Genomic DNA, 22,149 nt, shown 5'->3' on the forward strand with positions numbered 1-22,149 from the left:
CCCCAGTCAGCCGGCGTCGCTCGCGCCGGCGCCCTGAAGCGCGGGGTCCCGGGTGGCAGCGCGCACGGGGCTCTCTGCCTGAGGCTTCTCGGTGATCGCCTGGAGTGCGAGCGGATCGAGCCCACTCCCTTCCGTGGGGCCGAAAGCGACGAGGGCGTGGCGCATCTTGGGAGTCCAGAACGCCACGATGTGCTTGTGGATGCCGGCAACAGCCTCGTCGTCCGGATACGAGCGGAAGAAGGTGGCGATCTGGTTCGCCATGCGGACGAGTTTCTGATCGGATGTCATGGCGCTCATGGGGACGCTCGCGTCGTTTGCGTTGCAGGATTGATCAGAGAGACGGGGCGAGGATCAAACGCTCGCGACCGTGAAAGACCGTGAGGGTGTCGGAGCGGGCGATAGCGCAGAGGGTCATGCCGTGCAGCCGCGCCCGGTCGATGGCCAGCGATGTCGGAGCGGAGATGGCAACGAGGATCGACGCGCCGAGGCTGGCCGCCTTTTCGACCATCTCGAACGAGCAACGGCTCGTGATCACGAGGAAACCGGTCGCCGGATCGATCCGCTCGCGCATCAGAGCGCCGATGAGTTTGTCGAGGCCGTTGTGACGCCCGACATCCTCCCTTACCGCGAACAGGGACCCGTCGAGATTGGCCCAGGCGGCGGCGTGAACCGCGCGGGTCCGACGGTTCAGCACCTGTGCCTCACCGAGTGTGGTGAGAGCCCGTTCGATGGCGGCGATTCCGACACTGCCCGCCCCATCGACGCGAGCTTCGGCCATGGGAAGTGCGGAGAGATCGTCGATCCCGCATACGCCGCAACCGGTCCGGCCACTGATGGCACGTTTGCGGGCAAGGTGCTCACGAAGGCGCCCCGGAGCGAGGTCGACGAGGAGACGCAGGCCCCCATCGGCGATCTCGACCGTGACGTCCCGGATCTCGCCGGCCGAGGCCACGATGCCCTCCGTGAGGCTGAACCCGTAGGCAAAATCCACGAGGTCGGCCGGCGTCGTCATCATCACCGCGTACGGCACGCTGCCGTAGACGAGGTTGACCGGCATCTCGACAGCGAGGTCGCGCTCGCCCGGCCGGGCCGCGGGATCGTCGTACGCGACGACCAAGGTCTTGACGCGCCGGGCGGTCTCGGCCGGCGCGTCGTTCTCGTTCAGGTCCTGGCTACTCGGCAGCATTCAACTGGGTCGCGATACGGGTCAGGGAGAAGTCCTCTTCATAGAACTTCGCCTGCCAATCGGAAGGCCGGTTGGTGCGCCGGACCTGCACCGCCGTCACCTTGTACTCGGGGCAGTTGGTGGCCCAGTCCGAGTAGTCCGTGGTGATGACGTTGGCGCCGGTCTTGGCATGGTGGAACGTGGTGTAGACCACGCCCGGTTGCATCCGCTCGGAGACCACGGCCTTGAGGGCGATGTCGCCCGAGCGGCTTTCCAGCGCCACGAGGTCGCCGTCGACGACGCCGCGCACCTCGGCGTCGAACGGATGGATCTCCAGCACGTCCTCCTCGTGCCAGCGCGAGTTCTCAGTGCGGCGGGTCTGAGCGCCGACATTGTACTGCGACAGGATACGCCCGGTGGTGAGGATGAGCGGGAAGCGCGGACCCGTGCGCTCCTCGGTCGGTACGTACTCGGTGATCATGAACTTGCCCAAGCCCCGCACGAAACGGTCGACGTGCATCATCGGCGTGCCACGCGGCGCCGCGTCGTTGCACGGCCACTGGATCGAGCCGAGTTCGTCGATCTTGGCGAAGCTCACACCCTTGAAGCTCGGGGTGAGCGAGGCGATCTCGTCCATGATCTCGGACGGGTGACTGTAGTTCATCGGGTAGCCCAGGGCGTTCGAGAGCAGCATCGTGCCCTCCCAGTCGCCAACGCCGGAGAGCGGCGGCATCACCTTGCGCACGCGGGAAATACGGCGCTCGGCATTGGTGAAGGTGCCGTCCTTTTCGAGGAACGAAGCGCCCGGAAGGAAGACATGGGCGTACTTTGCCGTCTCGTTGAGGAAGATGTCCTGGATGACGATGCACTCCATCGCCATCAGGCCGGCGGTGACGTGGTGCGTATCGGGGTCGGACTGGGCGATGTCCTCACCCTGGATGTACATGCCCTTGAAGGCGCCATCGACGGCCTCGTCGAGCATGTTGGTGATGCGCAGGCCAGGATCCTTGTCGAGCGAGACGCCCCACAGGGATTCGAAGGTCTCGCGGGTCGCGTCGTCGGAGACATGGCGGTAGCCCGGCAGTTCGTGCGGGAACGAACCCATGTCGCACGAACCCTGGACGTTGTTCTGACCGCGGAGCGGATTCACGCCTGCGCCCAGCATGCCGATGTTGCCGGTGGCCATGGCGATGTTGGCCATGCCCATGACCATGGTCGAGCCCTGGCTGTGCTCGGTCACGCCGAGACCGTAATAGATGCCGGCCGCGCCACCCTTGGCGTAGAGGCGAGCGGCACCCCGGAGCTCGGCCGGATCGATGCCGGTGAAGCGCTCCTGGGCCTCGGGCGAGTGGCGCTCGTCGGCGACGAACCGCGCCCAGGCCTCGAAGTCGCCGAGATCGCAGCGCTCGCGAACGTAGGCCTCGTCGATCAGCCCCTCGGTGACGATGACGTGCGCCATCGAGTTGATGAAGGCGACGTTGGAGCCGGGCTTCAGGGGCAGGTGGAAGTCGGCTTTGACGTGGGGCGACTTCACCAGATCGATTTTTCTCGGGTCCGCGACGATGAGTTTTGCCCCTTCCCGGAGGCGCTTCTTCATCCGCGAGCCGAAGACAGGGTGGCCGTCGGTGGGGTTGGCGCCGATGACCAGGATGACGTCGGAATGCGCCACCGAGGCGAAGTCCTGGGTGCCGGCCGAGGTGCCCAGCGTCGACATCAGGCCGTAGCCGGTAGGCGAGTGGCAGACGCGGGCGCAGGTGTCGACGTTGTTGTTGCCGAAGGCGGCGCGGACCAGCTTCTGGACGAGGTAAGCCTCCTCGTTAGTGCAGCGCGACGAGGTGATGCCGCCGACCGAATCCTTGCCGTATGTCTTCTGGATGCGCTTGAACTCGGAGGCGGCGCGGTCGATGGCGACCTCCCACGACACTTCCTGCCAGGGGTCCGTGATCTTGTCGCGGATCATCGGCTTGGTGATGCGGTCCTTGTGGGTGGCGTAGCCGTAGGCGAAGCGTCCCTTCACGCAGCTATGGCCCTCGTTGGCCTTGCCGCCCTTGTAGGGAACCATCCGCACCACGCGGGTGCCCTGCATCTCGGCCTTGAACGAGCAGCCGACGCCGCAATAGGCGCAGGTGGTGATCTCGGAGTGATCGGGCTGGCCGTGCTCAATGATCGACTTCTCCTGGAGCGTCGCCGTAGGGCAGGCCTGCACGCAGGCGCCGCAGGACACGCACTCGGACTCCATGAAGTTCGTCGGGCCGGCGGCGACGCGGCTGTCGAAGCCGCGGCCCTCGATGGTGAGCGCGAAGGTGCCCTGCACCTCCTCACACGCGCGGACGCAGCGATTGCAGACGATGCACTTCGACGGATCGTAGGTGAAGTAGGGGTTCGAGGTGTCCTTCGGCAGGTACTGGTCCGAGGACGGCTTGACGTGGTTGGCGCCGTCGTAGCCGTAGCGCACGTCGCGCAGGCCGACCGCGCCGGCCATGTCCTGCAACTCGCAATCGCCGTTGGCCGCGCAAGTCAGGCAGTCGAGGGGGTGATCGGAGATGTAGAGCTCCATCACGCCCTTGCGGAGCTTGGCCAGCTTGTCCGTCTGCGTCGAGACCACCATGCCGTTCTCGGCCGGGGTGGTGCAGGAGGCGGGGGTACCGCGCCGGCCCTCGATCTCCACGAGGCAAAGGCGGCAGGAGCCGAAGGCTTCCAGCGAATCGGTGGCGCAGAGCTTGGGGATCTGCGTGCCGGCGTGCATGGCGGCGGCCATGACGGAGGTGCCGGCCGGCACTGTGACGTGCATGCCGTCGATGGTGAGCGTCACGGTCTGCTCGGACACCCGGATCGGGGTGCCGTAATCGATCTCTTTGATGAGGGCCATGGGTCGCGCCTCCTTACTCGGCGGCGACGGACATGTGTCCGCCACGCTCGAAATCCTCGGGGAAATGGGTGATCGCGCTCATGACGGGCATTGGGGTGAGCCCGCCCATGGCGCAGAGCGACCCGTCGGTCATGACGTCGCAAAGGTCTGAAATGACGGCCAGATTGCGCTGGGTGTCCGTGCCGGCGATGACCTTGTCCATGGTCTCCACGCCGCGCGTCGCCCCGATGCGGCAGGGGGTGCACTTGCCGCAGGATTCCACCGCGCAGAACTCGAAGGCGAAGCGCGCCTGCTTGGCCATGTCCACGGTGTCGTCGAAAACCACGATGCCGCCGTGGCCGACGAGGCCCTTCTTGGCCGCCATCGCCTCGTAATCGAGGGGCGTGTCGAGGAGGTGATCGGGAAAGTAAGCCCCGAGCGGGCCACCGACCTGAACCGCGCGCACCGGACGGCCGCTCTGCGTGCCGCCGCCGAAATCCTCGATGATCTCCCGGAGGGTGATGCCGAAGGCGTACTCGATGAGACCGCCATGCTTGATGTTGCCGGCGAGCTGGATCGCCAGCGTGCCGAGCGACCGGCCCATGCCGTATTCGGCATAGGCCTTGGCGCCGTGCTCGAGGATGTAGGGCACGGCCGTGAAGGTCATCACGTTGTTGACCAGTGTCGGCTGACCGAGGAAGCCCTTGAGCGCCGGGATCGGCGGCTTGGCGCGGACGATGCCGCGACGGCCTTCGAGGCTCTCCAGGAGGGAGGTCTCTTCGCCGCAGATATAGGCCCCGGCGCCGAGGCGCACTTCGAGGTGGAAGGCTTTGCCGGAGCCCATGACGTCGGCGCCGAGGAATCCGGCCTTCACCCCGTTGGCGATGGCTTCCTTCAGGGTCGCGAAGGCCTGCGGGTATTCCGAGCGAAGGTAGATGTAGCCGCGCGTGGCACCCGTCGCGATGCCCGCGATGGTCATGCCCTCGATGAGGTTGAAGGGGTCGCCCTCCATCATCATGCGATCGGCGAAGGTCCCGGAATCGCCCTCGTCGGCGTTGCAGACCACGTATTTCTGGTCCGACGCGGCGAGCATCACCGTGTTCCACTTGATGCCGGCCGGGAAACCGGCGCCGCCGCGCCCGCGCAGGCCGGACTCGCGCACCTCGGCGACGATGCCGGCGGCATCGAGCTTCAGGGCCGCTTCCAGACCCCTGTAGCCACCGTGCGCCCGGTAATCCTCGACGGAGACCGGATCGACGACGCCGCAGCGCTGGAAGGTGAGGCGATGCTGGCGGGCGAGGTAGGGGATCTTCTCGGGCTCGCCGAGGCGCAGGGGATGCTCCCCGCCGTCGACCAGGCCGGCGTCGAGCAACGCATCGACATCCCCGGGGGTGACCGGACCGTAGGCGATGCGCCCGTCCGGCGTGCCGACCTCGACCATCGGCTCGAGCCACAGCATCCCGCGCGATCCCGTGCGGACGATGGTGACGTCGAGGCCCCGGCGCTCGGCACCGGCGAACAGGGCGCGGGCGACGCGGTTGGCCCCGAGCCCGAGGGCCACGGCATCGCGGGGAACGTAGAGGGTGATGCTCATGACTTCACCTCGGCGAGGGCCGATTCCAGGGAGTCGGCGGTGAGCCGGGCCAGGGGCTCGTCATTCACGAGGGCGCCGGGGCCGTTGGCGCAGAGGCCGAGGCAGTAGACCGGCTCGACGGTGACCTGCCCATCCGAAGTTGTGCCGTGCCAATCGATCCCGAGGCGGGCGAGGATGTCGGCGTGGAGCTTGTCCGAGCCCATGGCCTGACAGGCCTCGGCCCGGCACAGCTTCACCTGATGCTTGCCCGACGGGGCGCGGCGGAAGTCGTGGTAGAAGGTGATGCAGCCGTGGATCTCGGCGCGCGACAGGTTCAAGGCGTCGGCGATGAGCGGTACGGCCCCCTCGTCGACGTAGCCGAAGGTTTCCTGAAGGGCGTGCAAGATCGGAAGGGTCGCCCCTTCGAGATGAAGATGTTCGTCGATGATCCCGGCGGCGCGGGGCTCGCTCCAGGGCTCGTTCGGCAGCATTGTTCCACCCGGTTTATCTTGTTCTCGTTCCAAGGTGGTATATCACCGAGCTTGAATCAATCGCGCCTTTCCGTTGGTCGACAACAGATTTTTGTCAAAACTCGATTGTGCAACGCAAAAACTCATAGCGACGGCAGAGATCGCCGGGACGGCAAACCTCACAGAGAGGCAATATCCTGCGCGATGGTGGATGCGGCGGCGCGGGCCTCGACGATCAGGGCGGCGCAGAGCGGCGTCATCGGTTCGCGCTCGGGCACGACGAGGCCGATGAGGTGGCTGACGTCGGGCTCGACGATGGGCACGGCCCGTACCCGCTCGCTGAGGCGGAAGCTGTCGGCCAGCACTGCCGGCATGATGCTGGCCCACTTCGCGGTCCGGACATGGGTGAGCAGCACGATCATCGAGTTCGATTCGAGGAGCGGCGCCGAAACCCGCCCGACATTGGTGAGGTGCCGGTCGATGATCCGGCGGTTCTGCATGTCGGGGGTGAGGAGGCAGAGCGGGATGCGGGCCACCTCCTCCCATGTCACCGAGTCCCGGGCGCCGAACACGCCGTCCACCGCCGTGAGCAGCCGGTAGCGCTCGCGGTAGAGCGGCACGGCGGTGAGGCGTCCCAGCGGCTCGTTCTCCAGGTAGGTGATGCCGGCATCGATCTCGAGATCGGCGATGAGGCGGCCGATCTCGCCCGAGGTGGTGGAGTGCACGGAGAACCGTACCTCGGGGTGGCGCATCCGGAACGGCGTCGTCAGGGCTGCGACGATGGGCGTAGCCGTGGGGATCGCGGCGAGCCGCAGGGTCCCGGACAGGCCGCGCCGCAGGCTCGCCACCTCCTCCCGCATGGCACGGGCATCCCCGACGATGCGGCGCGCCCATTCGAGCACCCGCTCGCCCTCCGGGGTGAAGCCCTGGAAGCGTGAGCCGCGCTGGACCAGCATGACGCCGAGGCGTTCCTCGAGCTGCTTCACGCCGGCCGACAGGGTCTGCTGCGAGACGTTGCAGACCTGCGCGGCCCGGCCGAAATGACGCTCGCGGGCGAGAGCGAGGATGAATTCGAGGCGTTCGATCACGGACCGGCACGAACCTCCCTGACGACGGGACTCCCCTTTGGGGGAACGCGCGCATCGCGCGAGTCCGACCCGGCGTAACCCGCTGGAATGCCGCCGATGCGACGCTGTTGCGGTTGCGCCCCCACAATCCATGTGGTCTGACACGCCGATCGGCATTCAAGGTGGGCAAAATCCGCGGGATGCCGCAACACCCGCAGAACGCACTTGCGCTTTCGTCTAAATATAGCAAGAGGCGCGGGGACAATCGATCACGTCATGGGGAGCCGAGAGAGGCAGATGCGGACGACGCAGGCGCAACACCGGTCATCATGGGGGCTTGCCGCGCTTGGCGCCGTCCTCGTCTCGTCATCCTCCGCGTTGGCGGCGGGCATCGGTCAACCCGTGCCCTGGCAGATGGACCGTCAGGTCCCGGTCACCGAGAATGCACGGGACATCCACACGTTCGAGCAGGGCATGCACTGGCTCTCGTTCGGCATCTCGCTCTTCGTGCTGGCGCTGATCCTGTATTGCGTCTTCCGCTTCAGCGAGAAGGCGAACCCGACGCCCTCGAAGACCACCCACAACACCCTCATCGAGGTGGCCTGGACCATCGTCCCGGTGCTGATCCTCGTCGCCGTCGCGATTCCCTCGTTCCGCCTGCTGCGCACGCAGCTCTCGGACCCGAAGGCCGACGTGCTGGTGAAGGTGATCGGCCACGCCTGGTACTGGTCCTACGAGTATCCGGCCGTGGAGAACGGCGGGGGCTTCACGTTCGACGCCAACCTCGACGAGGACAAGCAGCCCAAGCTGCTCGGCACCGACAACGACATGGTCGTGCCGGTGAACAAGATCGTGAAGATCCAGGTCACCGCTGCCGACGTGCTGCATTCCTGGGCGATCCCGTCCTTCGGCTTCAAGATCGACGCCATCCCCGGCCGCCTCAACCAGTTCTGGTTCAAGGCCGAGCGCGAGGGCACCTATCACGGTCAGTGCTCCGAGCTCTGCGGCGCCCGCCACGCCTACATGCCGATCACGGTCCAGGTCGTGAGCGACGAGGCGTACGCGAAGTGGCTCGCCGAGGGTAAGACGAAGTTCGCTCGGATCGACAACGACACCTCGAAGTTCGCTGCGGCCCGCTGACGGGTCCGGCCGGACCGGGCGCGAAGGGCGCCCGGTCCGGCCTCGTTTCATGAGATTCAAGAGAAACCTGGACTGAGGTCTATCCATGGCTAACGCCGCAGCACATTCGGGGCACCACGACGCCCACGCCCACGATCACAAGCCGCCGTTCTTCTCCCGCTGGTTCCTGTCAACGAACCACAAGGACATCGGCACTCTCTATCTGCTGTTCGCCTTCTGCGCGGGCATCATCGGCGCGTTCCTCTCCTTCGGCATCCGCATGGAGATGGAGGAGCCCGGCCTCCAGTATTTCGCCAACCCCGGCACCTACAACGTGTTCGTGACCGGCCACGGCCTCATCATGGTGTTCTTCATGGTGATGCCCGCCCTCATCGGCGGCTTCGGCAACTGGTTCGTGCCCCTCATGATCGGCGCGCCCGACATGGCGTTCCCGCGCATGAACAACATCTCGTTCTGGCTGACGGTGGCGGGCTTCCTCAGCCTCGTCTGCTCGCTGTTCGTCGAGGGCGCTCCGGGCTCCAGCGGCGCCGGCACCGGCTGGACCGTCTACCCTCCGCTCTCCAGCGCCGGACATCCCGGCCCCGCCGTCGACTTCGCGATCTTCGCTCTCCACCTCTCGGGCGCCGGCTCGATCCTCGGCGCCATCAACTTCATCACCACGATCCTGAACATGCGCGCGCCGGGCATGACCCTGCACAAGATGCCGCTGTTCGCCTGGTCGATGCTGGTGACCGCGTTCCTGCTGCTCCTGTCGCTGCCGGTTCTCGCCGGCGCGATCACCATGCTGCTCACCGACCGCAACTTCGGCACGACCTTCTTCGATCCGGCCGGCGGCGGTGATCCGGTGCTCTACCAGCACCTGTTCTGGTTCTTCGGTCACCCCGAAGTGTACATCATGATCCTGCCGGCCTTCGGCATCGTCTCGCACATCATCTCGACCTTCTCGCGCAAGCCGGTGTTCGGATACCTCGCCATGGCCTACGCCATGGTGGCCATCGGCGTCGTCGGCTTCGTCGTGTGGGCACACCACATGTACACCGTCGGACTGTCGCTCCAGACCCAGTCCTACTTCGTGTTCGCCACCATGGTGATCGCGGTGCCCACCGGCGTGAAGATCTTCTCGTGGATCGCCACCATGTGGGGCGGGTCCATCCGCTTCACCGCCGCCATGCATTGGGCCGTCGGGTTCATCTTCCTGTTCACCGTCGGTGGCGTCACTGGCGTGGTGCTCGCGAACTCGGCCGTCGATAAGTACCTGCACGACACCTACTACGTCGTGGCGCACTTCCACTACGTGCTCTCGCTCGGCGCGGTGTTCATCATCTTCGCCGGTGTCTACTACTGGTTCCCGAAGATGACCGGCCACATCATCCCCGAATGGGCCGGCAAGCTGCACTTCTGGCTCGCCTTCATCGGCGCGAACGTACTGTTCTTCCCGATGCACTTCCTCGGTCTCGCCGGCATGCCGCGTCGCTATGCCGACTACCCGGAGGCGTTCGCCGGATGGCACAAGGTCTCGACCTGGGGCGGGCACATCTTCGCCCTCGGCATGGTGGTGTTCTTCATCGGTGTGGTTCTGGCGTTCCGCTCCAGCCGACGCGCCGCCGACAATCCTTGGGGTGAAGGTGCGACCACCCTCGAGTGGACGCTGTCGTCGCCGCCGCCCTTCCACCAGTTCGAGACGCTGCCCCGCATCGTCGACGAGCCGGGCCACTAAGAGAAGAGCAACAGCTTTTCGGATTGCGAGGACCGCGCCAGCGGTCCTCGCTCTTTCCCGGATGCCTTCCCACCGAACTCGCGGGCGGGCATCCCGAAAAGGGCGGCGCCAGGACGTCACACTCGATGACGGCGCGATCCGAAGCCCCATTCGCTACGACAAACTCAATCAGGTCCCCATGCAGGTCCCCATGACGAGCCTGTCGAACAGCCTATCCGCTGACGCCGAGCCGCAACCGGTCATCATGGCCGTCGGCGGCGAAGTCTCCGACTTCTTCGCCCTGTTGAAGCCCCGGGTGATGGTGCTGGTGATCTTCACCGCACTCGTCGGCATGGCGGTATCGAACGTCCACATCCAGCCGGTGGTGGGTACGATCTCGCTGCTGATGATCGCGGTTGGTGCCGGCGCCTCCGGCTGCCTCAACATGTGGTGGGACGCCGACATCGACGCGGTGATGACCCGGACGGCCAAGCGCCCGATTCCGGACGGGCGCATCCAGCCCAACGAAGCCCTGGCCTTCGGCATCGTCCTATCCGTCGGCTCGGTCCTTGTTCTCGGCCTCGCCTCGAACTGGCTCGCCGCCGGGCTCCTCGCCTTCACCATCGTGTTCTACGCGGTGTTCTATTCCATGTGGCTGAAGCGTGCGACGCCACAGAACATCGTCATCGGGGGTGCCGCAGGCGCCCTGCCCCCGGTCATCGGTCAGGCCGTCGTCACAGGCTCCATCGGCATCGAGTCGATCGTCCTGTTCCTCATCATCTTCATCTGGACGCCGCCGCACTTCTGGGCGCTGGCCTTGATCAAGTCCGGCGAATACGCCAAGGCCGGCATCCCGATGATGCCGAACGTGGCCGGGCCGCAATCGACCCGCCGCCAGATCATCTACTACTCCCTCGTCCTGTTCCCCATCGGCCTCGCCCCGGTCTTCCTCGGCTTCGGTGGACTGCTCTACGGCGTGACGGCGCTGCTGGGTGGCCTCGGCATGCTGGCTTTCAGCGTTCACGTTTTCCGCAATCGGGAGGGCGAGCCAGAGCGCAAGGCGGCGCTCGGCATGTTCGGCTTCTCGATCCTCTACCTCTTCCTACTGTTCTCCGCCCTTCTGGCCGAGCACAGCCTTGGCCTGTTTCGGACGGTGATCGCGTGAGCGGCCTTCAGAACCAGCCGCGGCCGTTGACGCCGGAGGAGGCGCAGCGCCGGCGCAAGCGTTCCCTCGCCATCGCGGCCGTCCTCTTCACCCTCGTGGCGATCTTCTACGTTCTGACCATCGCGAAGCTCGGACCTCAGGTCCTCAATCGCGCGCTCTGACGCGTGGCGAGGGAGACACCATGACCGATCGCACGAATCCCTCCCGCAAGGCCACCGTCACGGCGTTCGCCTGCGCGGGCCTCGCCTTCGGAATGATCGGCCTCGCCTTCGCGTCGGTGCCGCTCTACGACATGTTCTGCAAAGCAACGGGCTTCGACGGCACCCCGCGCAAGGGCATCGCTCAGGTGGCGGCCGCCACCGACGACGGCATGCTGGTCCGGTTCGATACCAACGTATCCTCCAGCCTGCCCTGGCGCTTCCAGGCCGAGGCCGCCGAAGTCACGGCCCGCCTGGGCGAAACCAAGACCGTTTTTTTCAAGGTGAAGAACACCGGCACCGTACCATCCACCGGCATCGCGACCTTCAACGTCCAGCCGGCGCTGATGGGCGCGTTCTTCGTCAAGATCGAGTGCTTCTGCTTCAATGAGCAGACCCTGCAGCCGGGCGAGACCATGGACTTCCCGGTGGTGTTCTACATCGATCCGGCCGTACGCCAGGATTCGAACACCGCGCACCTCTCGGAGATGACGCTGTCCTACACCTACTTCGCGTCGAAGAACGGTCAGCCCACGGCCGCGCTTGCGACAACGGGCGGCACGGGAAAGAAGTCGAATTTCTAACGCAGCAAGCGTGACAAGAGCGCGCCCGGCCGATTAAGGGTCTGAGCGTGGAAGCCGGGCATCCGGTCGAGCCGAAACAATGAGAGAGCCCGGGGCCGTCACGGTCGGGGCCCAGGGGTCAGGAGAGACGTTAGATGGCCGAGGCGCACGCCAAGAACCACGATTTCCACATTCTCGCCCCGAGTCCGTGGCCGCTCATCGGTGCTTTCTCCGGCTTCCTGATGGCGTTCGGGGCCGTCTTCTGGATGAAGAGCCTCACCATCGGCACCCTCAGCCCGGGTCCGTACATCTTCGGTGCCGGCACCATCGGCGTGCTCTACACCATGTACGCCTGGTGGAAGGACGTGGTCCACGAGGCCAACACCGGCGATCACACCCGCGTGGTGCAGCTCCACCACCGCTACGGCATGATCATGTTCATCGCCTCGGAGGTGATGTTCTTCGCCGCGTGGTTCTGGGCCTATTTCGAGGCAGCGCTTTACACCGCCGACCCCATCCAATCGACCCGCGTCGATTTCACCGGCGGGACGTGGCCGCCCAAGGGCATCGAAGCCTTCGACCCTTGGCACCTGCCGCTTCTCAACACCCTGATCCTGCTGACCTCGGGCACGACCATCACGTGGGCGCACCACGCCCTGCTGCATGGCGACCGCAAGGGCCTGAAGTATGGTCTGTGGCTGACGATCATCCTCGGCGTGCTGTTCTCGGCCTGTCAGGCTTACGAGTACGCCCACGCCCATTTCGGCTTCTCGGGCAGCATCTACTCGGCGACCTTCTTCATGGCGACGGGCTTCCACGGCTTCCACGTCATCATCGGCACCATCTTCCTGGCCATCTGCCTCTACCGTGCGTATCTCGGTCAGTTCACCGTGAAGCAGCACCTCGGTTTCGAGTTCGCCGCTTGGTACTGGCACTTCGTTGACGTGGTCTGGCTGTTCCTGTTCGCCTCGATCTACGTCTGGGGATCTGGCATCGGACACGCCGCCCACTGATCGTAAGCGGCCCTCGGCTGCATGGGAGATATGAAAGGGCGGCGCGAGCCGCCCTTTCGCGTGTCGAGACCAACTCCTATCCCCATATCCAGATCGAGCCGATGCTCACCCGGGCTCGAGGAGTACGAATCTTGGACGCTACGCGGCCGCTTCCCCCACCGATTCCCACAGGACTGCGCGGTCGCTGCCCGCGCTGTGGGGAAGGTCACATGTTCGACGGCTTCCTTACCTTCGCGCCGTCCTGCGAAGCCTGCGGTCTCGACTATTCCGGCTTCAATTCCGGCGATGGTCCGGCCTTCTTCGTCATGTCCATCGTCGGTACCATCGTGGTCGGCCTCGCCCTGTGGATGGAGATTTCCTACGAGCCGCCGATCTGGGTCCACGCCGTCGTCGCCGGGTCGCTCTCCATTGGTCTGAGCCTCGCCATCATTCGGCCTCTCAAGGGCGTGCTCGCGGCCCTTCAATTCGCCAACAAGGCCGAGCAGGGACGCTTTCGCTAGTGTCGGCCGTTCGACCTGGGGCCGTGCGAGCTCTGATCGCGCCCGGCCTCGTCTCGCTCGTTTGTCTCGCGATTCTCCTCGGCCTCGGCGTTTGGCAGCTCGATCGCAAGAGCCAGAAGGAAGCGCTCATCGGGCGCATCCTCGACCGGTCGCGCATCGAACCACCGGCGTCCTTGCCGGCGCCGGGCACGTGGAACCCAGAGGCCGACGAGTTTCGGCGAGTGCGGGTGACCGGCACGCTACTCAACGACCGCGAGACCCTCGTCCATGGCTTGGCCGCCGGCGCCGCACCCGGTCGCGCGCTCCAGGGCTATTATGTCCTGACGCCGCTACGGCGGTCCGAGGGCGATACGGTGCTGATCAACCGCGGCTTCGTACCCACGGAACTGAAAGCGCCGACGAGCCGGACGGTCGGGCAGATCGCGGGCGAGACCACGATCACCGGTATCCTGCGGGGTTCCGAGCCGCGGACCATGTTCGTCCCCGCCCCCGATGCGGCGCGCAACGAGTGGTTCAACCGCGACATCGCCGGCATCAGCGCGGCAGCCGGGCTGGCGGCCCCTCTGCCCTATCTCGTCGAAGCCGACGCCACTCCCAATCCGGGCGGCTGGCCGAAGGGCGGTCAGTTGCGGGTCGACCTGCCGAACAACCATCTGCAATACGCCTTCACGTGGTTCGGCATCGCCGGCTGCCTCATCGGTGTCTTCGGTGTGTTCGCCTGGAAGCGCCTCTTCGACGCACCCGACCCTGCCTGACCGTTCTCCGTCGGCTTGCCGGCAACGGGGTGTGCGCTACTCTCTGGGAGGGCGGATCACGCCCTGGAGTGTGCCCATGCGCGCCGCGATCCTGTTGCTGACCCTCGGTTTGACGTGGAGCGCGGCGCACGCCGCCGATGAAGCTGGGCGCGAGGCTGCCCGCGCCACCGTCACCCGACAGATCGAGGCTTTCCGGAAGGACGATGCGGCGACGGCCTACGCCCAGGCTGCACCTGCGATCCAGGGGATGTTCCCCTCGCCCGACACCTTCCTCGCTATGGTGCGACAGGGCTACGCCGCCGTCTATCGCGCTCGAAGCTACAGCGTGGACCGGGTGGAGGATGTCGATGCCAACGGTGTCGCCCTCGGTGTGAAGCTGCAGGACGAGGCCGGCATCGACTGGGTGGCCCTCTACACCCTGGAGAGACAAGCAGACGGTGCATGGCGCATCACGGGGTGCCAACTCAAGAAGGCGCCGGGCACCAGCACCTGAGGCGCATCAGGTTTCGACAGGCCGGACGGCTTGGTGTAGACGGGGCGCCTTCCTGGAGGCCCCTTTGCTTCACGTTTCGACCCGCGGCGCAGCGGCGCCCCTTTCCTTCTCCGACGCCTTGCTCGCCGGGCTTGCCCGCGACGGCGGTCTCTACGTGCCCGAGAGCTGGCCGCAACTGTCGCACGAGACCATCGCGGGGCTCGCGGGCCTGCGCTACGCCGATGCCGCCAAGATCGTCCTGCGCCCTCTGATCGACGGCGAGATCGCGGATGCCGATTTCGATCGGATGATCGAGGACTCGTACGCGACGTTCCGGCACCCGGCCGTGTGTCCGCTGACCCAGCTCGACGACAACCTATTCCTGCTCGAACTCTTCCATGGGCCGACGCTCGCGTTCAAGGACGTGGCGATGCAGCTCCTCGGGCGGCTCATGGACCATGTCCTGCGGGCGCGCGGGTCGCGGGCGACCATCGTCGGTGCCACCTCGGGCGACACCGGCTCGGCGGCCGTCGAAGCGTTCCGCGGCCTCGATCAGGTCGACATCTTCATCCTGTTTCCGGAGGGCCGCGTCTCGGAGGTCCAGCGTCGGCAGATGACGTCGGTCGGGGCGGACAACGTCCACGCCATCGCCATCGACGGCAATTTCGATGATTGCCAGAACATCGTCAAAGCCCTGTTCCAGCACGCCGAGTTCGCCGATGCGGTGAAACTCTCGGGCGTGAATTCCATCAACTGGGCGCGGGTCGCCGCCCAGGCGGTGTATTATTTCACCAGTGCGGTCGCTCTCGGCGCACCGCATCGGCGTGTCTCGTTCGCCGTGCCCACGGGCAATTTTGGTGATATCCTGGCCGGCTGGGTCGCCAAGCGCATGGGCCTCCCCATCGATCGCCTGATGATCGGCACCAATGCCAACGACATCCTGGCACGGACCTTGGAGCACGGGTCCTATGAGGTCCGCGGCGTCCAGCCTACCACCTCGCCCTCCATGGACATCCAGATCTCTTCGAATTTCGAGCGTCTGCTGTTCGAGGCCCTCGGCCGGGATTCGTCCAGCCTCGGCCGGCTCATGGCCGGGCTGAAACAGTCGGGCGGGTTCAGCCTCGACAAGGCGGTCCTCGACACCGTGCGCGCCGAGTTCGACGCTACCGCCGTGCCCGAGGATGCCGTGAAGGCCGAGATCGCCCGGACCTTCGCCGAAACCGGTCACGTCATCGATCCGCACAGCGCCATCGGCGTCCATGCCGCCCGACGGCTCCTCGATAAGGATCCGCGCACGCCCGTCGTCGCCTTGGCGACCGCACACGCGGCGAAGTTCCCCGATGCCGTGTCCGAGGCCGTCGGCGGAGCGCGCCCTGCCCTGCCGCCGCATCTCGCCGACCTCCTCGACCGCGAGGAAAAATTCTCCCGCGTCGCCAACGATCAGGCGGCCGTGGAGAGCTTCATCCGCACCCACGCCCGCATCACCAAGGCCGGCTGAATTCCATGAACCAGCACTTCGCCACCCATGGCGCCTCCCCTGACCTGCGGATCACCCGCCTGGACAATGGAGTCACCGTCGTCACGGAGGCGATGCCGGGTGTCGCGACGGCGACCCTGGGCGTCTGGGTCGGCGCAGGCTCCCGGCACGAGCGGCCGGACGAGAGCGGGCTCAGCCATCTCATCGAGCACATGGCGTTCAAGGGCACGACCACGCGCTCGGCCCGGCGCATCGCCGAGGACATCGAGAACGTCGGTGGCGACATCAACGCCGCCACCTCCGCCGAGGGCACGAGCTACACCGCCCGCGTACTGGGGGAGGACGCCGGCGTGGCCCTCGATGTCATCGGCGATATTCTCACGGATTCGGTGTTCGAGGCCGGCGAGCTGGCGCGTGAGAAGGGCGTGATCCTTCAGGAGCACGCCGCCATCGAGGATACCCCCGACGACGTGGTCTACGAGGCCTTCACCGAGGCGGCCTTCCCCGATCAGCCCATGGGTCGGCCAATCATCGGGACGCCCGAGACGATCAACAGCTTCGACCGCGCCGGCATTGAAGCCTACATCGCCCGCGAGTACACCCCAGACCGCATCGTGCTCGCGGCGGCCGGTGCGATCGCGCACGACGCCATCGTCGAATCGGCGCGGGCCCATTTCGGGGATCTCAAGGCTGCGACGCCCCCCGAGACGGTCCCGGGTGTCTACAAGGGCGGCGAGAAGCGGATCCAGAAGAAGCTCGAGCAGGCCAACGTGGTCCTCGGCCTGCCGGGCCTCTCGTTCCGCGATCCCAGCTACTACGCCCTGCATATGTTCGCTCAAGTGCTCGGCGGCGGCCTGACCTCGCGCCTGTGGCACGAGGTCCGCGAGACGCGGGGCCTCGCCTACGAGATTCAGGCGTTCCACTGGTCCTTCTACGATTGCGGGTTGTTCGGCATCGGCGCCGGCACCGCGGGCGGCGATCTCGGCCAACTGATCGACGTGACCCTGGAGGCCACAACCCGGGCGGCCCGCGACGCCGACACCGTCGAGGTCGCCCGCGCCAAGGCACAGCTCAAGGTCGCCCTGCTGTCGGCCCTCGAAACACCGGGGGGCCGCATCGAGCGCAATGCCCGCCAGATCCTGGCCTGGGGCCGGGTGATTCCGGCGCAGGAGGTCATCGCCAAGGTCGATGCCGTGACCGTCGATGATGTGCGGGCTGCCGGCAGAAGGCTTCTCACCGGCGCCCCGACCCTCGCCGCCATCGGCCCGATCAAGAAGCTGCCGTCCCTCGAGCGGATCACCGCGGCCTTGAGCGCGGCCTAAGGATTTCGCGGTCGGCTTGTTTTGGCCGCAAAGGAACGTGATCCAGCGGGTCCGGCGTCACGGTTGAGAAACAGTGGGTGCCTCCGCTTCGGCGAGCACTCCGCCTTGCCGGTGGAGGTCGCCGCCGATACGACTGGGCACCCTAGCTGAGCCGTATTCGTCACACTCGCCCGCCCGGCCGGAACACTCGCCCGTTGCGTCAAATCCTCCTCGTCTTCGCCGCCGTCTTCACGGCCCTGTTCGGCGCCCTGGTCTTCAGCGCGCCGGCGCGCGCCGTCGAGGCCGTGCGGGTCACCCTCGATGCGCCGGCCATCGACCTCACGACGATGATCGAGCGCTACCGCTCGGACGGCGACCTCATCCAGATCTCCACGGCGCCGGGTAAGGACGGCATCGTCCGCCGCATCGTCGTCAAGGCGCGCGACACGGGTGCACGCCCCGACTGGATGGTGTTCGCGCTCACCAACGACACCGACGAGCAGATCGACCGGGTCCTCGTCGCCCCGCATTTCCGCCTCGTCGGGTCCGGGGTGATCTGGCCAGATCTCGGTGGCTCGCGCATCGCCGCCATCACGGCGAGCCAGGGTATCCGCCCGGAGCGCGACGAGAACCCGGAAGCCGACCAGTTCGTCATCACCCTCGATCCCGGCGCCACCGTCACTTATGTGGCCGAATTGCGTGGACCGAACATCCCCCAGGTCTACCTCTGGGACCAGGAAGCCTACCGGAAGAAGTCCACCGGCCTGACCCTCTACAAAGGGATCATCATCGGCATCGCCGGCCTGCTGGCTCTGTTTCTAACGATCATCTTCGTGGTCAAGGGCGCGATCATCTTCCCGGCCGCCGCAGCGCTGGCGTGGTCTGTGCTCGCCTACGCGTGCATCGATTTCGGATTTCTGCAGCGCATTCTCCCCGTCACCGAGGTGGCGGAGCGAATCTATCGTGCGTCGGCCGAGGCGGTGCTGGGCGCCACCCTGCTGGTCTTCCTGTTCGCCTACCTCAACCTCAGCCGATGGCACGTGCGCTACAGCCACGTGGCGTTCTTCTGGCTCGCGTTCCTCGCGGGCCTCGTCGCGCTCGCGGTATTCGATCCGCCCGTGGCCGCGGGCGTCGCCCGCATCTCCATCGCGGCGGTGGCCGGCGTCGGCCTGCTCCTCATCGTCTATCTCGCCGCCCATAACGGCTATGACCGGGCGATCCTGCTGATCCCGACATGGTTCCTTCTTCTTGTGTGGGTGGTGGCGGTGGGGTTCGCCATCACCGGCCAGATCGGTTCCGATCTCGTGCAGCCTGCCCTCATCGGTGGTCTCGTCCTTATCGTCATGCTCATCGGGTTCACGGTGATGCAGCACGCCTTCGCCGGGGGTGGCCTCACCCACGCCCTCGTGTCCGACACCGAGCGTCGAGCGCTGGCGCTGACCGGCGCAGGGGACGTGGTGTTCGACTGGGATGTACCCGGCGACCGGGTCTTCGCCGGTCAGGAGATGGAGGGGCAACTCGGGCTGAAGCGGGGAACCCTCGAAGGTCCGGCGGTGAACTGGCTCGCCCTGGTGCATCCCTTCGACGTGGAGCGCTACTCGGCCGCCCTCGATACGGTCATCGAGGAACGGCGCGGCCGCATCGTCCACGATTTCCGCCTGCGCTCCACGGCCGGGCCGTACTACTGGTATCGCCTGAAGGCGCGCCCCGTGATCGGCACCGACGGCGAGGTGGTGCGCATCGTCGGCACCATCGCGGACGTCACCGAGGTGAAGACCGCCGAGGAACGCCTGCTGCACGATGCCGTGCACGACAGCCTCACGGGACTGCCCAATCGCGAACTGTTCCACGACCGACTCGACGCGGCACTCGCTTTTGCCAGCCAGGATGCGCGTCTGAAGCCGACGACCATCGTTCTCGACATCGACCGGTTCAAGGCCATCAACGACGCGATTGGTCTCTCGGCCGGCGACTCGATCCTGCTGACCCTGTCGCGTCGCCTCGGCCGGCTCCTCCGCCCGCAGGACACCCTGGCCCGGGTGGCGGGCGACGAATTCGCCCTCATCCTGCTGTCGGAACGCGATCCCGACCGTATCCTTTCGTTCGCCGAGATGATCCGCAAGGCCATCGCCACGCCCATCACCTACGCCGATCGCGAGATCTTCCTCACGGTGTCCGTGGGCATCGTCCTGCACGAGGTCGGAGCCACCCTGAAACGCGAGGAGGTGTTCAAGAACGCCGAGATCGCCATGATCCAGGCCAAGCGCGGTGGCGGCGACCGCATCGAGGTGTTCCGCGCCGATATGCGCAACGAGCGCGGCGACCGCCTGATGCTCGAAGGGGACCTGCGCCGGTCCCTCGAACGCAACGAGATGAAAGTGCTGTTCCAGCCCATCGTCCGGCTGGAGGACCGCACCGTCGCGGGTTTCGAGACGCTCCTGCGCTGGGACCATCCGAGACTCGGCCGTATCCCGGCGTCCACCTTCATGCCGGTGGCCGAGGAATGCGGCTTCGTGGTCAACCTCGGAATTTTCGCCCTGGAGCGCACGGCCCTCGAACTCGCCGCCTGGCAACGTTCCCTCGACGTCGAACCGCCGATCTTCGCCACCGTCAACATGTCGTCGCGTCAGTTGCTGCGCCACGATCTCCTGCACGACGTGAAGACGATCCTGGCGCGTTCCGGCGTGCTGCCGGGGTCTCTCAAGCTCGAGCTCGCCGAGAGCCTGGTGATGGAGAATCCGGAATACGCGGCGCAGATGCTCGCCCGCATCCATGATCTGGGCGCCGGCCTGTCGCTGGATGATTTCGGGACGGGCTACTCCGCCCTGTCGTACCTCCAGCGCTTTCCGTTCGACACGATCAAGATCGACCAATCCTTCGTTCGCCAGATCGCGACGGGACGCACGGGGATCCTTCGTTCCATCGTCAAGATGGCGCAGGAACTCGGCCTCGCCATCGTGGCCGAGGGTGCGGAATCGGAAGCCGACGCGCAGGCGCTGGCGGAACTCGGCTGCGAGTACGCTCAGGGCTTCGCCTTCGGCGAGCCCATGTCGATGCTCCAGGCTCGACAGCTCCTTGGAGCGGCCCCGGAAGCCGCCTGAGACCGCCCGGTCGATCGACACGCCGAATGGCTTCGTCGAGACGGCGCGTCACGCAGGGTCGGTCGAACGCCACACGTCTGCTCGGGTCGGGACGAGTTCGTCCGCCGCCTCGGTAGAACGCCCCATCGCGTGAATGTCTTGGATCGGCTTAAACCTCCCTTAACCATGATCCGGCATCGTTCTCGATGACGAAAGGCCAGATTCGAGTGGCCGTGCGAGAGGGAATTGCGTGATGGCCGAGGCCGCACTCCGGACCGACGAAGGTTTCGACTCCACCATCGTGCGGCGCCTGATGGCCCGGCCGCTTCGACTCGTCGAGACCCCCATGGCCGAGGTCGTCACCCTTCACCCGGGCGCCGCGGCCCCCGGGAATCGCGCGCAGGCCTCCGAGGAGGTTGCTCACCTGAAGGCCCAGCTCCTCGTCATGAAGGCGGTTCTACGCTCGGAACGCGACGAGGCCGCCCACCTGCGGGCCTGCATCGCGACCATCGCCGACCCGGAGCCGCTGACGCCCGAGGCCCAGGCCGTACGCGACCGCTGGGCCGCCCTCGTCGACCAGCTCCTGCGCACCGCACGATAGCCGCCCCTCCGCGACGCGCGACGCGCCGCCCTGCCCCGTTCGAGGGATACTGATGAGCGCCCGCTGCTCCCTCGTGGTCAACGGCAGGTCCGTGCGTGTTTCCACGGGTGATACGCCCCTGGAAGCCGCCCTGGCCGACGGGATGATCGCCGCGCAACCCGGTCTCCTGGGCCAGGGGTCCGGCCCCCTCCCCCGGCGTGCACAGGCACGCAGCCACCGCTCGGACGCCGTCAAGCTCACCCTGCCCCGCCCCAGCCTCATCGAGCGGTCCGAGACGGTCGCTGCCCCGGTGAAGCCCGTTCCTGCGCAAAAGCGCGCCGGAACGGTCACGCAGATCACCCCACTCGGGCCACACACCCTCGAAGTCGTGGTGACGATCATCAAGCGGCTCGCCTTCGAACCGGGCCATGGCGTGGTGGCCACCTTCGAGGGCTTCGATCCCGTCACCCTCAGTCCGACCCTGCGCGTCGACGGCGCGGCGGAACTCAACGAACTCGTCTTTCACCTTCGCCTCACCGGAGATCGCGCGGCCCTGCCCGACGCGTTCGGCGACGGCATCCGGCTCGACCATCCGGTGAAGATCAAAGGGCCCGTCGGCCGGGGCTACTACCGGCCCGGTGGCGGTCGCCTCGTCCTCGTCGCCGCCGAGACCGGATTCGCTCCGATCTGGTCCATTGCGCGGGCCGCGCGGTACATCGAGCCGGCACGCGAGGTGGCGATCCATGTCGGTGCCCGCGATCCGCTCGACCTCTACATGCGGCCATCCCTGGATTGGCTGCGTGCCACGGGCGTCGGCCGCGTCGTGCTCGTCGCCGACCGCAGCCGCCAGCGCCCGCCCGACGTGCGACCCGGCCCCCTGACGGCGCATCTGCCGTCGCTGCGCACCACCGATGTGGTCCATGTCGCGGGAGATGCATCGACCGTCGGCGCCGTGGAAGTCCTGGCGGCGGCGGCCGGCGCGCGTTGCTATCCGATCCTGCTCGACCCCATCCCCTGACACGAAAAATCGGCTTCTCGTGACGAGAGCCCGGTTGGAATCGTTCGGGCGCGGCTAGAGGCGCGCCCG

General features: G+C 66.5%; 20 protein-coding genes. 14 read left to right on the plus strand and 6 right to left on the minus strand.

The window, feature by feature from the left end:
- Nucleotides 1–6: 6 nt before the first annotated feature.
- The 6 genes from ASG60_RS00450 to ASG60_RS00475 all read right to left on the minus strand — a co-directional run bounded on the left by ASG60_RS00450 (nucleotide 7) and on the right by ASG60_RS00475 (nucleotide 7,144).
- Nucleotides 7–297 (minus strand): formate dehydrogenase subunit delta, encoded by a 291-nt coding sequence (locus tag ASG60_RS00450; RefSeq protein WP_056171658.1) that lies wholly within the window; start codon nucleotides 295–297, stop codon nucleotides 7–9.
- Between the two features lie 34 nt (nucleotides 298–331).
- Complete coding sequence (fdhD, locus tag ASG60_RS00455) at nucleotides 332–1,186, minus strand: formate dehydrogenase accessory sulfurtransferase FdhD (RefSeq protein WP_056356916.1); 855 nt, start codon at nucleotides 1,184–1,186, stop codon at nucleotides 332–334.
- A complete protein-coding gene (gene fdhF, locus ASG60_RS00460; RefSeq protein WP_056171661.1) occupies nucleotides 1,173–4,034 on the minus strand; it encodes a formate dehydrogenase subunit alpha in 2,862 nt (953 codons plus the stop codon). Before fdhF ends, fdhD begins: the two co-directional genes overlap by 14 nt.
- Before the next feature lie 13 nt (nucleotides 4,035–4,047).
- Nucleotides 4,048–5,607: a formate dehydrogenase beta subunit gene (locus ASG60_RS00465; RefSeq protein ID WP_056383898.1), complete on the minus strand. Its 1,560-nt coding sequence runs from the start codon at nucleotides 5,605–5,607 to the stop codon at nucleotides 4,048–4,050.
- Entirely contained in the window at nucleotides 5,604–6,077 is a 474-nt protein-coding gene (locus ASG60_RS00470) for a formate dehydrogenase subunit gamma (protein WP_056383900.1), read from the minus strand. The genes ASG60_RS00465 and ASG60_RS00470 overlap by 4 nt, the downstream gene beginning before the upstream one ends.
- A gap of 158 nt (nucleotides 6,078–6,235) precedes the next feature.
- On the minus strand, nucleotides 6,236–7,144 hold the full coding sequence (locus ASG60_RS00475) for a LysR family transcriptional regulator (protein ID WP_056171667.1): 909 nt from the start codon (nucleotides 7,142–7,144) through the stop codon (nucleotides 6,236–6,238).
- Nucleotides 7,145–7,420: 276 nt separating this feature from the next.
- On the opposite strand from ASG60_RS00475, the gene coxB reads away from it, so the two are divergent.
- The 14 genes from coxB (at nucleotide 7,421) to ASG60_RS00545 (ending at nucleotide 22,080) form a co-directional block, all read left to right on the plus strand.
- Nucleotides 7,421–8,263: a cytochrome c oxidase subunit II gene (gene coxB / locus ASG60_RS00480; RefSeq protein WP_056171669.1), complete on the plus strand. Its 843-nt coding sequence runs from the start codon at nucleotides 7,421–7,423 to the stop codon at nucleotides 8,261–8,263.
- Nucleotides 8,264–8,348: 85 nt separating this feature from the next.
- Entirely contained in the window at nucleotides 8,349–9,980 is a 1,632-nt protein-coding gene (gene ctaD / locus ASG60_RS00485; RefSeq protein ID WP_056171670.1) for a cytochrome c oxidase subunit I, read from the plus strand.
- A 190-nt stretch (nucleotides 9,981–10,170) separates the two neighbouring features.
- Nucleotides 10,171–11,124, plus strand: coding sequence for a heme o synthase (locus ASG60_RS00490; RefSeq protein ID WP_056384275.1), 954 nt, complete (start codon nucleotides 10,171–10,173; stop codon nucleotides 11,122–11,124).
- Nucleotides 11,121–11,285 (plus strand): hypothetical protein, encoded by a 165-nt coding sequence (locus ASG60_RS23090; RefSeq protein WP_056171672.1) that lies wholly within the window; start codon nucleotides 11,121–11,123, stop codon nucleotides 11,283–11,285. Before ASG60_RS00490 ends, ASG60_RS23090 begins: the two co-directional genes overlap by 4 nt.
- 20 nt (nucleotides 11,286–11,305) lie before the next feature.
- Nucleotides 11,306–11,905 carry a cytochrome c oxidase assembly protein gene (locus ASG60_RS00500; RefSeq protein WP_056383902.1) on the plus strand — a complete coding sequence of 200 codons (600 nt, stop codon included), beginning with the start codon at nucleotides 11,306–11,308 and terminating at the stop codon, nucleotides 11,903–11,905.
- A 134-nt stretch (nucleotides 11,906–12,039) separates the two neighbouring features.
- Nucleotides 12,040–12,897: a cytochrome c oxidase subunit 3 gene (locus tag ASG60_RS00505; protein ID WP_056383904.1), complete on the plus strand. Its 858-nt coding sequence runs from the start codon at nucleotides 12,040–12,042 to the stop codon at nucleotides 12,895–12,897.
- A 101-nt stretch (nucleotides 12,898–12,998) separates the two neighbouring features.
- Complete coding sequence (locus tag ASG60_RS00510; protein ID WP_056172168.1) at nucleotides 12,999–13,397, plus strand: DUF983 domain-containing protein; 399 nt, start codon at nucleotides 12,999–13,001, stop codon at nucleotides 13,395–13,397.
- A gap of 23 nt (nucleotides 13,398–13,420) precedes the next feature.
- Nucleotides 13,421–14,152: an SURF1 family protein gene (locus ASG60_RS00515; RefSeq protein ID WP_244472850.1), complete on the plus strand. Its 732-nt coding sequence runs from the start codon at nucleotides 13,421–13,423 to the stop codon at nucleotides 14,150–14,152.
- A 76-nt stretch (nucleotides 14,153–14,228) separates the two neighbouring features.
- Nucleotides 14,229–14,645: a DUF4864 domain-containing protein gene (locus ASG60_RS00520; protein ID WP_056171677.1), complete on the plus strand. Its 417-nt coding sequence runs from the start codon at nucleotides 14,229–14,231 to the stop codon at nucleotides 14,643–14,645.
- Nucleotides 14,646–14,709: 64 nt separating this feature from the next.
- Complete coding sequence (gene thrC, locus ASG60_RS00525) at nucleotides 14,710–16,122, plus strand: threonine synthase (RefSeq protein ID WP_056383905.1); 1,413 nt, start codon at nucleotides 14,710–14,712, stop codon at nucleotides 16,120–16,122.
- A 5-nt stretch (nucleotides 16,123–16,127) separates the two neighbouring features.
- Nucleotides 16,128–17,423: a pitrilysin family protein gene (locus ASG60_RS00530; RefSeq protein ID WP_056383907.1), complete on the plus strand. Its 1,296-nt coding sequence runs from the start codon at nucleotides 16,128–16,130 to the stop codon at nucleotides 17,421–17,423.
- A 194-nt stretch (nucleotides 17,424–17,617) separates the two neighbouring features.
- The gene (locus ASG60_RS00535) at nucleotides 17,618–20,503 is read left to right on the plus strand and encodes a sensor domain-containing phosphodiesterase (protein WP_056383909.1); all 2,886 of its coding nucleotides are present in this window, start codon (nucleotides 17,618–17,620) and stop codon (nucleotides 20,501–20,503) included.
- A 232-nt stretch (nucleotides 20,504–20,735) separates the two neighbouring features.
- On the plus strand, nucleotides 20,736–21,083 hold the full coding sequence (locus ASG60_RS00540; RefSeq protein ID WP_056383912.1) for a hypothetical protein: 348 nt from the start codon (nucleotides 20,736–20,738) through the stop codon (nucleotides 21,081–21,083).
- Between the two features lie 52 nt (nucleotides 21,084–21,135).
- A complete protein-coding gene (locus ASG60_RS00545) occupies nucleotides 21,136–22,080 on the plus strand; it encodes a hypothetical protein (RefSeq protein ID WP_056383914.1) in 945 nt (314 codons plus the stop codon).
- Nucleotides 22,081–22,149 lie beyond the last annotated feature (69 nt).

This window comes from Methylobacterium sp. Leaf469, from assembly GCF_001424745.1.
Classification (GTDB): Bacteria; Pseudomonadota; Alphaproteobacteria; order Rhizobiales; family Beijerinckiaceae; genus Methylobacterium.

Bases quoted from the DNA above. Each gene is read 5' to 3' on its own strand.
- ASG60_RS00450 (WP_056171658.1), bottom strand. From the start codon at position 297: ATGAGCGCCATGACATCCGATCAGAAACTCGTCCGCATGGCGAACCAG.
- fdhD (WP_056356916.1), bottom strand. From the start codon at position 1,186: ATGCTGCCGAGTAGCCAGGACCTGAACGAGAACGACGCGCCGGCCGAG.
- fdhF (WP_056171661.1), bottom strand. From the start codon at position 4,034: ATGGCCCTCATCAAAGAGATCGATTACGGCACCCCGATCCGGGTGTCC.
- ASG60_RS00465 (WP_056383898.1), bottom strand. From the start codon at position 5,607: ATGAGCATCACCCTCTACGTTCCCCGCGATGCCGTGGCCCTCGGGCTC.
- ASG60_RS00470 (WP_056383900.1), bottom strand. From the start codon at position 6,077: ATGCTGCCGAACGAGCCCTGGAGCGAGCCCCGCGCCGCCGGGATCATC.
- coxB (WP_056171669.1), top strand. From the start codon at position 7,421: ATGCGGACGACGCAGGCGCAACACCGGTCATCATGGGGGCTTGCCGCG.
- ctaD (WP_056171670.1), top strand. From the start codon at position 8,349: ATGGCTAACGCCGCAGCACATTCGGGGCACCACGACGCCCACGCCCAC.
- ASG60_RS00490 (WP_056384275.1), top strand. From the start codon at position 10,171: ATGACGAGCCTGTCGAACAGCCTATCCGCTGACGCCGAGCCGCAACCG.
- ASG60_RS00500 (WP_056383902.1), top strand. From the start codon at position 11,306: ATGACCGATCGCACGAATCCCTCCCGCAAGGCCACCGTCACGGCGTTC.
- ASG60_RS00505 (WP_056383904.1), top strand. From the start codon at position 12,040: ATGGCCGAGGCGCACGCCAAGAACCACGATTTCCACATTCTCGCCCCG.
- ASG60_RS00510 (WP_056172168.1), top strand. From the start codon at position 12,999: ATGCTCACCCGGGCTCGAGGAGTACGAATCTTGGACGCTACGCGGCCG.
- ASG60_RS00520 (WP_056171677.1), top strand. From the start codon at position 14,229: ATGCGCGCCGCGATCCTGTTGCTGACCCTCGGTTTGACGTGGAGCGCG.
- ASG60_RS00530 (WP_056383907.1), top strand. From the start codon at position 16,128: ATGAACCAGCACTTCGCCACCCATGGCGCCTCCCCTGACCTGCGGATC.
- ASG60_RS00540 (WP_056383912.1), top strand. From the start codon at position 20,736: ATGGCCGAGGCCGCACTCCGGACCGACGAAGGTTTCGACTCCACCATC.
- ASG60_RS00545 (WP_056383914.1), top strand. From the start codon at position 21,136: ATGAGCGCCCGCTGCTCCCTCGTGGTCAACGGCAGGTCCGTGCGTGTT.